This is a genomic window from Pantoea sp. CS_6 (genome assembly GCF_041954745.1).
GTDB lineage: Bacteria > Pseudomonadota > Gammaproteobacteria > Enterobacterales > Enterobacteriaceae > Pantoea > Pantoea stewartii.
In genome coordinates, this window is record NZ_JAVAYG010000012.1 from 59,050 (window position 1) to 72,849 (window position 13,800).

Annotated in this window: 13 protein-coding genes; 7 read left to right on the top strand and 6 right to left on the bottom strand. The window is 53.2% G+C overall.

What is annotated here, in order from left to right:
• Window positions 1-98: 98 nt before the first annotated feature.
• Entirely contained in the window at window positions 99-1,745 is a 1,647-nt protein-coding gene (fumA, locus tag RAC90_RS17375) for a class I fumarate hydratase FumA (RefSeq protein WP_058702473.1), read from the top strand.
• A 44-nt stretch (window positions 1,746-1,789) separates the two neighbouring features.
• On the opposite strand, the gene RAC90_RS17380 is transcribed toward fumA, so the two are convergent.
• Together RAC90_RS17380 and RAC90_RS17385 are read right to left on the bottom strand one after the other, a co-directional pair.
• On the bottom strand, window positions 1,790-2,443 hold the full coding sequence (locus tag RAC90_RS17380; RefSeq protein WP_006122066.1) for an SDR family oxidoreductase: 654 nt from the start codon (window positions 2,441-2,443) through the stop codon (window positions 1,790-1,792).
• 89 nt (window positions 2,444-2,532) lie between these two features.
• Window positions 2,533-3,600, bottom strand: coding sequence for an SDR family oxidoreductase (locus RAC90_RS17385; RefSeq protein WP_058702474.1), 1,068 nt, complete (start codon window positions 3,598-3,600; stop codon window positions 2,533-2,535).
• A 99-nt stretch (window positions 3,601-3,699) separates the two neighbouring features.
• Between RAC90_RS17385 and RAC90_RS17390 the strand changes: the two genes are divergently transcribed.
• The 4 genes from RAC90_RS17390 to proP all read left to right on the top strand — a co-directional run bounded on the left by RAC90_RS17390 (window position 3,700) and on the right by proP (window position 8,901).
• Window positions 3,700-4,602, top strand: a complete 903-nt coding sequence (locus RAC90_RS17390) for a LysR family transcriptional regulator (RefSeq protein ID WP_006122064.1) — start codon at window positions 3,700-3,702, stop codon at window positions 4,600-4,602.
• Between the two features lie 245 nt (window positions 4,603-4,847).
• Window positions 4,848-5,672 carry a CDP-diacylglycerol diphosphatase gene (locus RAC90_RS17395; RefSeq protein WP_058702475.1) on the top strand — a complete coding sequence of 275 codons (825 nt, stop codon included), beginning with the start codon at window positions 4,848-4,850 and terminating at the stop codon, window positions 5,670-5,672.
• A 218-nt stretch (window positions 5,673-5,890) separates the two neighbouring features.
• Window positions 5,891-7,093 carry an MFS transporter gene (locus tag RAC90_RS17400; RefSeq protein ID WP_039339306.1) on the top strand — a complete coding sequence of 401 codons (1,203 nt, stop codon included), beginning with the start codon at window positions 5,891-5,893 and terminating at the stop codon, window positions 7,091-7,093.
• A gap of 332 nt (window positions 7,094-7,425) precedes the next feature.
• Window positions 7,426-8,901, top strand: a complete 1,476-nt coding sequence (proP, locus tag RAC90_RS17405; RefSeq protein WP_054687877.1) for a glycine betaine/L-proline transporter ProP — start codon at window positions 7,426-7,428, stop codon at window positions 8,899-8,901.
• Between the two features lie 58 nt (window positions 8,902-8,959).
• Here proP and RAC90_RS17410 read toward each other — a convergent pair whose 3' ends face one another.
• On the bottom strand, window positions 8,960-9,496 hold the full coding sequence (locus RAC90_RS17410; protein ID WP_054687876.1) for a YbhB/YbcL family Raf kinase inhibitor-like protein: 537 nt from the start codon (window positions 9,494-9,496) through the stop codon (window positions 8,960-8,962).
• Window positions 9,497-9,838: 342 nt separating this feature from the next.
• Here RAC90_RS17410 and RAC90_RS17415 point away from each other — a divergent pair, with 342 nt between their 5' ends.
• Window positions 9,839-10,012: a GhoT/OrtT family toxin gene (locus tag RAC90_RS17415; protein ID WP_006122059.1), complete on the top strand. Its 174-nt coding sequence runs from the start codon at window positions 9,839-9,841 to the stop codon at window positions 10,010-10,012.
• A gap of 172 nt (window positions 10,013-10,184) precedes the next feature.
• Here RAC90_RS17415 and clcA read toward each other — a convergent pair whose 3' ends face one another.
• Both clcA and RAC90_RS17425 read right to left on the bottom strand, forming a co-directional pair.
• Window positions 10,185-11,579 (bottom strand): H(+)/Cl(-) exchange transporter ClcA, encoded by a 1,395-nt coding sequence (clcA, locus tag RAC90_RS17420; RefSeq protein ID WP_033742298.1) that lies wholly within the window; start codon window positions 11,577-11,579, stop codon window positions 10,185-10,187.
• Between the two features lie 83 nt (window positions 11,580-11,662).
• The gene (locus RAC90_RS17425) at window positions 11,663-11,812 is read right to left on the bottom strand and encodes a hypothetical protein (protein WP_155489655.1); all 150 of its coding nucleotides are present in this window, start codon (window positions 11,810-11,812) and stop codon (window positions 11,663-11,665) included.
• A 22-nt stretch (window positions 11,813-11,834) separates the two neighbouring features.
• On the opposite strand from RAC90_RS17425, the gene glsB reads away from it, so the two are divergent.
• On the top strand, window positions 11,835-12,755 hold the full coding sequence (gene glsB, locus RAC90_RS17430) for a glutaminase B (RefSeq protein ID WP_006122057.1): 921 nt from the start codon (window positions 11,835-11,837) through the stop codon (window positions 12,753-12,755).
• Window position 12,756: 1 nt separating this feature from the next.
• Here glsB and RAC90_RS17435 read toward each other — a convergent pair whose 3' ends face one another.
• A complete protein-coding gene (locus RAC90_RS17435) occupies window positions 12,757-13,698 on the bottom strand; it encodes a D-2-hydroxyacid dehydrogenase (protein ID WP_058702479.1) in 942 nt (313 codons plus the stop codon).
• Window positions 13,699-13,800: the final 102 nt, after the last annotated feature.

The following is a 13,800-nucleotide window of genomic DNA, read 5'->3' on the forward strand; positions in this document are numbered from 1 at the left end:
CTTACGGCTGGCAAGCATAATAAACAACGAATTCGCCTGTGATGTTGCTCCTGTCAGCCTGTCTCAAAAGGAGCCAGCACGTCATTAAGTGAGATACCATGTCGAACAAACCTTTTTATTATCAGAACCCCTTCCCTCTTACCCACGAGGATACCGAATACTACCTGCTCACCCCTGACTATGTTTCCGTTGCTGAATTTGACGGGCAGGAGGTGCTGAAAGTAGAACCTCAGGCGTTAACCTTACTCGCGCAACAGGCTTTTCATGATGCTTCCTTTATGTTGCGCCCGGCCCACCAGCAGCAGGTGGCCTCTATTCTTGACGATCCTGAAGCCAGCGATAACGACAAGTATGTGGCACTCCAGTTCCTGCGCAATTCAGAAATCGCGGCCAAAGGTGTGCTGCCAACCTGCCAGGACACCGGTACAGCCATCATTATGGGGAAAAAAGGTCAGCGCGTGTGGACAGGTGGAGGTGATGAGGCCGCCCTGTCAAAGGGGATTTACAATACCTATATCGAAGACAATCTGCGTTACTCACAGAACGCGGCGCTGGACATGTATAAAGAGGTCAACACCGGGACTAACCTGCCCGCCCAGATCGATCTCTACAGCGTGGATGGTGACGAATACAAATTTCTCTGCATCGCCAAAGGGGGCGGTTCAGCCAACAAAACCTATCTGTACCAGGAAACCAAAGCCCTGCTCAGCCCGGGTAAGCTGAAGAATTATCTTGTCGATAAAATGCGCACCCTGGGCACCGCCGCCTGTCCGCCTTACCATATCGCCTTTGTCATTGGCGGTACCTCTGCTGAAAGCACGCTGAAAACCGTGAAGCTGGCGTCAACGCACTACTACGATGGCTTGCCAACAGAAGGCAACGAGCATGGCCAGGCATTCCGCGATGTTCAGCTGGAACAGGAATTACTGGAAGCCGCACAGCAGTTAGGGCTGGGCGCACAGTTTGGCGGAAAATATTTCGCCCACGATATCCGCGTTATCCGTCTGCCACGCCACGGCGCATCCTGCCCCGTCGGTATGGGCGTCTCCTGCTCCGCTGACCGCAATATCAAAGCCAAAATCAACCGCGACGGTATCTGGATTGAGAAGCTGGAAGCCAATCCTGGACGCTATATTCCTGAAGCGCTGCGCAAACAGGGTGAGGGCGAGGTGGTGCATATTGACCTGAATCGCCCAATGAATGAGATTCTTGCACAGCTTTCTGAGTATCCGGTGTCCACCCGTCTGTCCCTGACCGGCACCATTATCGTGGCCCGCGATATTGCGCATGCGAAATTGAAAGAACGTATTGATAACGGCGAAGGCCTGCCGCAGTACATCAAGGATCACCCGGTATACTATGCCGGACCGGCAAAAACGCCTGAAGGCTATGCATCGGGTTCACTGGGCCCGACAACAGCAGGCCGCATGGATTCCTATGTTGACCTTCTGCAGGCAAATGGCGGCAGCAAAGTGATGCTGGCAAAAGGCAACCGCAGCCAGCAGGTTACTGATGCCTGTCATAAACACGGCGGGTTTTACCTGGGCAGTATTGGCGGACCCGCGGCAGTTCTGGCGCAACAGAGCATCAAGAGCCTGGAGTGTGTGGAATACGCTGAGTTAGGAATGGAAGCAATCTGGAAAATCGAAGTAGAAAATTTCCCGGCCTTCATTCTGGTCGATGACAAAGGAAATGACTTTTTCCAGCATATCGAACGTGAACACTGCTCGCGCTGTGTAAAATAAGCTGGCAGTAACAGAAAACGGCCCCCTGACAGGGGCCGTTTTTTTTAGCGCTGCAAACGTTGCAGAGCGTGACTGATGCTTTCATCACCTGCGGTCAGTTCAATGATTTTGTGATTCAGTTGCGGTGTTTCAACGAGCGCCACCAGCGTGGCGGCAACGTCTTCACGTGGAACCGCTCCGTAGGGGATGGCGTAACCGGCTCGTACGGTGCCACTGCCCGCCGTATCCGTTAACGTCCCGGGACGCAGGATTACCCAGTCAAGCTGACTTTCCACCAGGCGAACATCCGCCAGCCGCTTCACATGCATGTAGTTCTCGAAGCCTTCAGACGTTTTTTCGCCCCGCGCCGCATCCGGAAAAACCGACACCAGCAAAAAACGGTTAACCCCCGCCTTCTCTGCTGCAGCAACCGCCAGCGCCAGACCCTGACCATCAATAGCATTGGTGAGTTCAATGCCAGCACCACCCGCCCCTGCGCTGAAAATCACCACCTCATGACCGGTCATTTTCTGCGCCAGCGTCTCAACGCTGAGTTTCTGAAGATCGCCCATGATCGGTGTCGCGCCCACAACGGTGATGGCTTCGGCCTGCTCCGGTTTACGGTGCAGCGCCGAGACCGCATGCTGTCTGGCGCAAAGCTGTTTCGTCAGGTGGGTACCTACTTTTCCCGCCGCGCCAATGATAAAACACGTTGCCATCGTCCTGGTCCTTATTTCACGTCAGTCAGACTACAAGTATAACCCTTAGCGCAGCGACGATGGCCTTCCGTTGACAGGGCCGAATCCCGTTACTGCGGGATGATTTTTTCCTGCTTCAGCTTATCGAACAGCTGGATGAATGAATCCAGCGTGCTGCGGTAGCCGGTAAACCCCGCTTTACGGCTTTTACTCATATCGGTAAAGGCTTCCATTGGACGGCCCAGATCGGCGTCAGTGTGCCACCATGACGCCAGTCGGGTGACGTCGCTCTCGCGCAGGTTTTCGCGCCCGGCAATGGCCTGCCATACGCTGGCAGCGTCCTGCATACGGCCATCGAGCGGCATCATTTTTGCCGGATAAGCAGCGGCTTCAATACCAAAATATTCAGCCAGTTTCGGCCACATCCAGTTCCAGCGGAACACATCACCATTGACAGCGTTAAAATCCTGATTGGCCGCGTCTGGACTGGTTGCCGCCCACTCAAGTTGTTCAGCCAGGAGGTCCGCATCAGTCATATCCACAACGCCGTTCCACTGTTCAGGTGAGCCCGGGAAGATAAACGGCCAGCCTTTTTCTTTACACAAGGTCGCGTAAACGGCCAGCGTCTGCCCCATGTTCATGGCATTGCCGAGCGCATAGCCAATAATGGTATGGGGACGATGGACACTCCAGCGGTAGTCGTACTTGTCAGCGCCTGCAAAAACCTCATCTTCCTGCGCGTAATAAAAGTTATCAACGGGCTGACGACCTTGTTCTTCACGGAAAGGCGTAACCGGCACCGCACCTTTACCGTAAGCCTCGAACGGCCCCAGATAGTGCTTCAGTCCGGTGACAAGGGCAACATGCGCCCCCTGTAAGCGCTCGCCGAGTGCCTCAATGACATTACGGATCATCCCGCCATTGACGCGGATATTCTCTTTTTCGGTGTCCTGACGCGCCCACACGCTGAAGAATACCGCATCGGGTTTCGTATCTTTCAGGGTAGCGCGCACCGCATCGGGATCGGTCAAATCGGCCGTCAGACTGTGGCAGCCTTGCGGAACAGCGCCGCGACCGCGGGATAATCCGCTGACCTGCCATCCGTCTTTCATTAACCTTTCAGCCAGCGCTCGTCCGATAACCCCGCTGATTCCGACAATCAAAGCCTGTTTTTGCATGTTAATTCTCCTCGTTTTGCGTAATGCTAAGCGTAATAGAGAATTTAATTCCTATTATTGGTAATTATTCACAGCATTCTCAACCTGAGTTCATCAATCATGCACGATCAACGTCTTAAGGATATTGTTCCCTTTGTTGCCAGTGTTGAAAGCGGCAGTTTTACTGCTGCGGCAGCACGTCTGCATGTCACCGGCTCCGCCGTCAGTAAAAGCGTCAGTCGGCTGGAAGCGCGGCTGGGCTCGCGCCTGCTGGAGCGCACAACACGCAGGCTGCAGCTCACCGATGCCGGTAACGCCTATTACCAAACCTGCATACGCATCATGGAGGAGCTTGCTGAAGCTGAGTCAGTTCTGGCAGCACAACGTATTATTCCGTCAGGACGCCTGCGACTCGCTGTGCCGCATACGTATGGTCGCCTGAATGTGATGCCGTTGCTGATTCCGTTTTGCCAGCAGCATCCCGAGCTTGAGCTCAGAGTGAGCTTTTCAGATCGTTTTATTGATCTCTTCGACGAAGGTATTGATGTCGCGGTCAGGATTGGCGGATCCGCCGATTTACCAGCCTCAATGGGTAGTCGCTACCTGGGACGAGAGAGAATGGTGTTTTGTGCATCGCCAGCCTGGCTGGATCGCGAAGGCCGGCCACAGGACGAACAGGCGCTGATGCAACATCGGGCCATTCTTTACGAACGCGCGGATAACACGCCCAAACCCTGGTTATTCCCCCGTGAAGAAGGACATGTCCAGTGGCGAGATATGCCGTTTCGGATGGCATTGGGTGATGTAGATGCGCAACTCCAGGCGGTCATAGCCGGACTTGGCATAGCGCAAATGCCCTCCTGGCTGGTAAACAGTGCCGTAGCTAAAGGCGAACTGGAGATTATCCTGCCACAATTACAGCCTGATGGTCTGGCCCTGAGCGTCATCTGGCCACGCCGTAAGCAACTGCTGCCGAAGGTAGATGCCTTGTTATCCGCACTGACACAGCTGGTGATTCGCTAAGTGATCAAAGATCTCACCTCTGCGGCCGATGGGCGTTCGGCACGGCCAGCGCAGAAACACGCGCGGGATGATCTTCTGTCACACACGCTGTGGCCTTTATTGTGGCGTGGCGCTAATTTATTGTGTAGCCGGTGGAACGGATAAGCCTGTAAGGACAAATAAGGTATGGCATTTCAGAACGCGAACACTTCGGATTATGCACATAGCACGGCGCCACGCGGCACGTTAACACCGGCGGCAGTCTGATGGCTCTCCTGCCCCTTCTGTGCCGTCTGTGTATTCTGGCAGGGATAGCTTTTGCGCTGTCAGGCTGTGCGCGCCAGGATGTGTTGTGGATGGTGACGAACGACGTTTGCAGGGTGAACTACGCGTACACTGGCTATCCTGCCCCCTGCCAGCAAGTCTATCTTGCAAAAGGGGAACAGCAGGGCTTCAGCGTTATTCAAAATCCACGTTATCCGTATCATTTTATTCTGGTGCCCACACTTTTGTTATCTGGTATCGAAAGCCCCTTATTGTCGTATACGACCCGCACAGACTATTTCGGTTATGCGTGGCTGATGCGTTATCGCGTAATGGCGGCGTATGGCGGAACTGTGCCGGAAGACAGGCTGGGCATGGCTGTCAATTCCGCCTGGGGGCGCAGCCAGAATCAACTGCATATTCATCTCACCTGCCTGCGGGAAGATGTCTATCGCCAGTTACAGGCTGAACGCCCTTATATTCTGGATGACTGGCATCCCCTGCCAGACAAATTGTTAACGCACACTTATTATGCGCGACGCGTCCTGCAGCCCAGTGTGATGGGCATTTATCCTGTTGCATCCGTTGCCCGCGATTTTCATCTGTCTCCGACTCAGTTGGCGGAATACGGGATTGCCGTTGTTCCTGCCACGTTTTCAGGAAAAAACGGCTTTATCCTGCTGGTGACGCGACGAGGCTGGGATAAAGGGAACCGGGCATCCGTCGAATCGCTTCTGGATAAAAATTGTGAAATTCTGCACGACCCAACACTGCTCCCTCCGCAGGCCTCCCCAGTGGCAACGATGAAGACAGTGCCGCATCAATAAGGGGATGGCACGCTATGGCATAAAGCCTGACCGCTGGCAGCCTCAGAGCCCCTCACACAGTCAGCCAGTCATTAGACTAAATTACACAAAACGTGAATTTTTTCATTTTGTAACTTTAACGTTATGTTACTGAGTATTTTTACTGCCATGATGCATTGCGTTACGCATTGAAATGTGGTCGTTACCCACACCTTCTTATCAGCTACAGGGAAAAGCACATGTCACAACGGTCACTTCAGGCGCTGTGCCTGATGAGTTTTTTTCTGGCCGACGTCAGAGACGGCCTTGGGCCCTTTTTAGGCATTTTTTTGACAGAACGCCACTGGAGCCCGGATGAAATAGGCCTGGTGATGACCTCAGGCGGTATCGCCGGACTGCTCTCAACGTTACCGGCGGGTGTGGTTGCCGACGCCACACGTTACAAACGCTTTATTATCCTGGCGGGTTGTGTCGTGATTACGGTCGCTACCTTACTGCTCTGGTACAGCAATCAGTCATGGACGGCGATTATTTCGCAAATCGTCGCGGGCATCGCTGCCGCCTTCATCGGTCCGACGGTGGCAGGTATAACGCTGGGCCTGACCGGGCAAAAAGGGTTCAACCGTCAGATGGGACGAAACGAAGCCTATAACCATGCGGGTAATACGCTGGCGGCTGTCCTTGCAGGTTTTGCCGCCTGGAAATGGGGGCTGGGTGCGGTGTTCATCCTGATGATGGTCATGGCGGTATTTGCGGCTATCGCCACCCTGGCTATTCGTGCAGACGATATTGACCATGATGTGGCGCGCGGCCTGGACGATAAATCGTCGGATAAACCTACGCTCAGCCTGTGGATACTGGCGCGCAAACCGGCGTTGCTGGTGGCCGGATTGACGCTGCTGCTGTTCCATCTGGCTAACGCTGCGCTGTTGCCCATGCTGAGCATGCGTGTGGCCTCCTCAACCGGACCTGATACGGTGGATCCCGGCCTGTATGCTGCCGCAACGGTCGTAATTTCCCAGTTAGTGATGATCCCTGTCGCGATCTTTGTCTCTAAACGTGTCGATCACATTGGCTATCGCCGTTTAATCATGACCGCACTGTTAATGATGCCACTGCGCGCGGTTATTGCAGCAGAATTTCCGGAGACCTTTTTCGTGGTTCCCGTACAAATCCTGGACGGTATTGCGGCCGGGATACTGGGCGTCGCCGTGCCGGGCTATATCGTGTCGCTGTTGCGCGGCAGTGGGCACGTGAACGCTGGCCAGAGTGTGGTAATGCTGATGCAGGGCGTTGGGGCGTCCATGAGCCCGGCCATGACAGGCCTGATTGTGGCCCGTTACTCTTACAGTATTGCCTTTAGCGCATTAGGCTGCATTGCCCTGGTAGCCTTGATGTTGTGGTGGTTCTCGGGCCGGACACCCGAGGCGAAGCCTGCCTGATGTGCCCTTCTCTGCCAGCCCTGGCTGGCAGAGAGTCTTCGCGCACCACTTTTAACGGGCTCCCGGGTCACTCTCAGTGCCTTTTGGAAAACATAGCAAAATGTAAATAAAAGTAAAAACTCATTTTCTGCTATCTCACTTATAAGACAGTCTTTTTTCCCAGAGACTTGCAAAAAATGACATTCATCGACTATGTTTCTACGCTGCGGTTAAGAACGCTCTATCATTAAAGTTACTGGCCTCTTATAGCTTTCACTTCCTTCTCTTCCGTTAACCTCGCTGACTGGCTGCGAAAGCTATAGTTCGTCCCATTTAAGTCGTATGAGGAAAATATGGATACTAACCATTCATCGTCAACCAGGCCAAAAAAGCATTTCTGGAATAAAAGGCCAAAAAAACTCACTGTTGATGATATTACCGTTATTGATAATGACATGCTGAAGCGGGCAGTAGGGGCCGCGGCATTAGGCAATGCCATGGAGTGGTTCGACTTCGGGGTTTACAGCTATCTGGCGGTGATCATCGGTAAGGTTTTCTTTCCCGATGCCAATAACGCGATTCAGCTTATCGCCACCTTTGGTACTTTTGCGGCCGCCTTTTTAGTGCGTCCACTGGGTGGGATGGTCTTTGGTCCACTTGGCGATCGGATTGGACGCCAGAAGGTGTTGGCGATAACGATGATCATGATGTCGATTGGCACGTTTTGTATCGGCATTATCCCTTCTTATGCCTCTATCGGGATAATGGCCCCCATCCTCTTGTTGGTCGCCCGCCTGGTGCAGGGGTTCTCAACGGGCGGTGAATATGGCGGTGCAGCCACCTTCATCGCAGAATATTCCACAGACAAACGTCGCGGTTTCATGGGCAGCTTCCTGGAGTTTGGAACGCTTGGCGGTTACCTGCTGGGCGCGTGTCTGGTGACGGTCATGACTTCGGTAATCTCGTCCGAGGCGATGATGTCGTGGGGCTGGCGCGTGCCCTTTTTTATCGCCGCACCGTTGGGCTTGTTCGGCCTGTATGTGCGTCTGAAACTGGAAGAAACGCCGGCCTTCAAACAGCATATGCAAAAGCAGGAGGAACTGGAGCAAAGCAAACCGCGCCTGAGCCTGTTTAAGATGCTAAGTAAGCATCGTGTCCCGATGATGAAATGTATCGGCCTGGTCCTGTTATTTAACGTGTCGAACTATATGCTGACGTCGTATATGCCCAGCTATCTGACCGGCGTGCTGGGTTTACCTGAACTGAGCGGTCTGTTACTGGTCATGGTTGTCATGTTTGTGATGATGCCGCTCACGCTGATGTGGGGCCGCTGGACCGATCGCATTGGGCGCCGCCCGGTAATTGGTTTCGGTGCGGTAGGGCTGATTTTGCTCTCCATCCCCTGCTTTATGTTGATCGGGACACATAATATGTGGGCCGTCTTTGCGGGACTGTTGATTCTGGGCGTGCTCCATACCTGCTTCAGCGGCACAATGCCCTCGACATTACCGGCACTGTTTACCACGGATATTCGTTACAGTGCGCTCGCCATCGGCTTTAATCTGTCTGTATCGTTGTTTGGCGGGACAACCCCGTTACTGACAGCATGGCTGGTCGATACCACGCAGAATACCATGATGCCAGCGTACTATATGATGGTGGCGGGTGTGATTGGATTACTGACGATTCTGACGGTCAGGGAAACCGCCCGTAAGCCGTTAAGCGGTTCATCCCCCGCTGTGGCAACCGAAGCTGAAGCGCATAGCCTGATTAGAAAACTGGATAAAAGCGCAGAACCAGTGCCACCCTCACCAGCCGACGCGAAATAAAGCAAACTAACGAAAAACACCCTGCACATGCAGGGTGTTTTTTTGATCGCATAGCACGTTAGTCATTGCCGAAACGGGCGACGGTGCTTGCAGCAGCCAGCGCATGCCCTTTAAGTTTACTCAGCAGTTGATCATGCGTTAAACCGGCTTTGAGCGCAGACGGCGGCAGGTCTGTGGCAATAAGCACAAAGTTGTAGTGATGAAGCCCAGATCCCACAGGGGGACAAGGACCATAATAGTGCGCCGTACCCGGTGAATTCTTACCGCCGGTATAGCCTTTCCCCTGCGTCAGTTCGCCCTGAGCAAATGCGCTGCGTTCAGCGGCAATGTTGTATGCCACCATATGCGTAACCCCGAGCCCTTTTGCGCCAACAGGATCGGTCATCAGCAAGGCAAAGCTTTTTGTTCCCGCCGGTGTTTCAGACCAGTTGAGTTCAGGAGAAACATTCTGCCCGGTACAGGCTGGCTTACTTTTATCTGCGCCCGCGAACTTCTTATCCAGCACGCCATTATCACTAAAATCTTTTGACTGCAGCGTCAAAGCCAATGCCGCAGGACTCAAACAAATTAATAGCAGAGAAATCAGTTTATTCACCGGGTACTCCTGTGCGAAACCGTATTGAGAGGAGGTAAGCGTGAGGCACGTTGCCGTAAACAGTATATGTCGCAAAGCCTGGCTGTGCAGAAGCATGAGGCGCTATGAAAGCGAGGGCTGTCATTAGCCTGAAGGCTTACGGTAAGCGCGAGCATGCTGTTACATAATCGCCTGAACTTTCGACGATTTCAGCATGAAATCGCCAGCTCACCTTGTCTGCTCTACGGTTTACCTTCTTAGAAAGGCATTGTTTTTTTATTTACACAAAAGGTCTGATACTTGATCTAAGTCACAAAAAACCGCATGATCGTAACAAATCATGAATCAGGGATAAGGGCTCAAATGACACTTTATCAACACATGTTGGTTTTCTACGGCGTGGTTGCTTTTGTTGCCGCGCTCATTACGTTTTTTATCGCCCGCGACAAACTCAGCATTAAATTACTGAGTGCCTTTCTGGTGGGTGCAACCTGGCCGATGAGTTTCCCCGTCGCCCTTATGTTCGCGTTGTTTTAAGGCCTTTCTCCTGCCCGTGCCGGCTGGCTTTTCCTGATCGCTTTTCTCTCTGCCAGACGTTTCCCTGCACAAGCCTGCGTGATATCGCACCTGTTCCGCGCAGTCTGCTTTACATACGGACGCCATCCTTTTACAGATGGCGCGCGCCCTGCCTGCCGTAATCGGGATGCTTTTACCGCGCCGTTGCCCCCTCCTCCTGAGGTTGTTGTTTTGCCAGCGTACGTGCCAGTATCGTTGAATACAGCGGTGTACCGCCGAAATACTGTGCAGAGAGTGTCGCACCGAGACAGGTAATAATCATCGGCAGGATCAACTGATAATTGTTGGTCATCTCCAGTACCAGAATAATTCCGGTGAGCGGTGCCCGAACAGAAGCGGCAAACAAGGCGCCCATGCCTGCTACGGCAAACGTCGCGGCTTCAAGATGATAGGCTGGGAACAGGTTAACGCACAGTTGCCCCACGCAGGTACCCAGTAAGGTGCCCAGCGTCAGCATGGGGGCGAAAATGCCCCCAGGGGCGCCAGAGGCAAAACACAGTAGCGTGACGACCGCCCGCAATAAAAATAAGGACAGTAAGGCAATCGACGTATAGTTTCCTGCGGTAAAGTCGGGGATGAGCGTAATCCCGCCGGTTACGCCCTGGGGCAATATCAGCCCCAGTAAGCCACATAAGCCGCCCAATAACGCCCCACCCAGGACCCAGCGTGATGTCCGTCCCTGATGCAGCCTTTGAAACAGATCCTGAAGGGTAAATATCAGGCGATTAAAAGCGACGCCACAACCGCCAAATAAAATCCCCAGCAGTAAATATAACCAGAGCGTCTGGATCGGAGCGTCTTTTAACTGACCAATATTGATAATGGGCTGATTACCGTTCAGCGCAAGAAAAACGATGCTTGACGTACTGACGCCCACAAACACGGCTTTAATGGAGATAAGGCTAAAGCGGAACTGCAGGCGCATTTCTTCAATGATAAACAGAATGCCCGCCAGCGGTGCATTAAAGGCTGCGGCCAGACCTGATGCGGCCCCGGTAGCCAAAATAGTGTGGCGGGATTCAGAGGAGCGCATGCGAAAGATATCGAGGCACATACGCCCGATGTTACCACCAATCTGAACCGTCGGGCCTTCACGACCCAGCACCATGCCAGAACCAATTGCGCCAAGTCCGCCAAAGAATTTAACCGGCAACACGCGCCACCAGCGCACCGGCCTCAGTTCTTCCAGCGCACCTTCGATTTCAGGAATGCCCGAACCGCCTGCTTCCGGCGCAAAGCGCCTGACAAGAAAATAGCCTGTCGCGGCCAGCACGGCGGAAAAAATAAAAGCATAGCAGCCAAGAAGAAAGACATTATTTTCATGCTGGCTCAGCCAGTTGACCCGCGAATGAATCACCCAGCCAACGGCTTTATCAAACGCCACCGCGGTCAGGCCAGTCAGCACACCCACCAGCGCGGCCATCAGCAGCAACGCGGCCGGTGTTTTGTCTCGACGTATAATATATTGCAACAGACGAAGCCGACGAGGCCGAAAAATCCCGTGTCGGTTTGAAACAGAAGCGCGCATGCCTGACCTCAAATATCCTGCTGAAAACTGACGACCCAAATTAAATCGAGAGGTTAGCGTATTTGCAGCATTATTCCTCGCTTTTATTTATCTCTGGATTTTACTACGCCAGCAACGCCTGCTGTTCTGCCGCTCGCTACACGCGAAGAACATGATTTCAGGATGTGCACGGCAATTTTATCCATAAACCATTGATTTGCGCCTGAAGGGCGCTCATCATCCTGCGCCATCATCGCTTATTCTGGAGTGAAACGTGTGACCACGCTGAGTAATGCCTTGCTGGAAGAGGTTCTTGAACAGGTTCGTCCCTTAATTCATCGCGGTAAGGTAGCCGATTATATTCCGGCACTGGCCGACGTGGCTGCCGATCATTTAGGAATTGCCGTCTGTTTGCGTGACGGCACAGTCTTTCAGGCGGGTGATGCTGAAACGCGCTTTTCCATCCAGTCGATTTCTAAAGTCCTCTCCTTAACTGTTGCACTGACGCGCTATGAGGATGCGGAGATCTGGCAACGCGTGGGTAAAGAGCCCTCAGGTCAGCCGTTCAATTCACTGGTTCAGCTTGAACTTGAGCAGGGAAAACCGCGTAATCCTTTTATTAACGCCGGCGCGCTGGTGATCTGTGATTTGCTTGAAACGCGTCTTACAGCACCGCGCCAGCGTATGCTTGAGATTATCCGTCAACTGAGCCAGCAACCTGATATTCAGTACGATCGTCATGTCGCGCGTTCAGAGTTTGAACACTCAGCCCGCAACGCGGCTATCGCCTGGTTAATGAAGTCATTTGGCAATTTTGACAATGACGTGACCAACGTGATGCAGACCTACTTTCACTACTGCTCATTGTCCATGAACTGTATTGAACTGGCCCGCAGTTTTATTTACCTGGCAAACCAGGGAAAAACGCTTGACGGCTCGGCGCTCATCACCTCCCGTCAGGCCCGGCAAATCAATGCCTTGATGATCACCAGTGGCATGTACGATGGGGCGGGTGAATTTGCCTGGCGTGTCGGCATGCCCGCAAAATCGGGCGTAGGTGGCGGTATTATTGCCGTGGTCCCGGGCGAAATGAGTATAGCGGTATGGTCACCCGGGCTGGACAGTGCAGGCAACTCGCTGGCAGGTACTGCCGCGCTGGAGTGCCTGACTGACAGGCTGGGCCGCTCAATATTCTGACTCAGCTGACAACATTTACAGGCCGGTTTTGCTCAAAGCCAGCCAGATTGACCATGATGCCTTGCAACAAATTGTGCATACCACTTTTGCTTGCCCAGGCAATATGCGGCGTGACAAGCAGATTCGGCACATCGGCCTGAAGCAGAGGATGATCGGCTGGCGGCGGCTCACTGCTCAGCACATCCAGTGCCGCTCCGGCTATCGTGCCCTGTTGCAATGCCTTCGCCAAATCAGCTTCATGAATCAGACCGCCACGCGCTGTGTTGATCAACAGCGCATGGGGTTGCATCTTATTCAGGGTTTCACTGTTAATCAGATGCCGGGTTTGTTCGCTCAGGGGACAATGCAGCGAAATCACATCGCTTGCGGCCAGCATCTCGTCAAAACTTACATAGCCCTCACGCACCCTGGTGCTGCCCCTGCGTTCGGCAAAGCACACCTTCATGCCGAGCGCCTGTGCCAGCCTGCCCACGGCGATACCAATGTCTCCTTTTCCCACAATGCCTAATGTTGCCCCCGCAATATCCTGAATCGGTGAACGGTGAAAACAAAAATGAGAAGACGCAGGCCATACTTCACGCGTGAGCGTCGCGTATTCCACTATCTGGCGACGCAACGCAAAAATAAAGGCGATCACGCATTCTGAAACGCTTTGCGTTGAATAGCCGGGGATATTACTCACGACGATTCCACGTTCCCGACACGCCGGAATATCAATGCAATCAAAGCCCGTGGCGGTGACGCAGATGTAGCGCAGGTCAGGAAGCTGCGCCAGCGTCGCCGCACGCAGCGGGACTTTATTGGTGATGGCAATGGTTGCGCCCTTTAACGCCTCAATAATCTCATTGTCGTGCGTTTCTTCACGAAAACACCAGTCGCTGCACCAGTCAGGTTGAGGAGGAGGGACGGGCAGCGTGCCGCCATCAAGCGTTACGATTTTCATGACGTATCCTTTATCACGTTTTGCGGATGAATAATGTTGCTCAAATGTATGGCAGCAGTAACAGATAAGTTATTCTTAATATCTAATTAAGTGAAGGTGTTC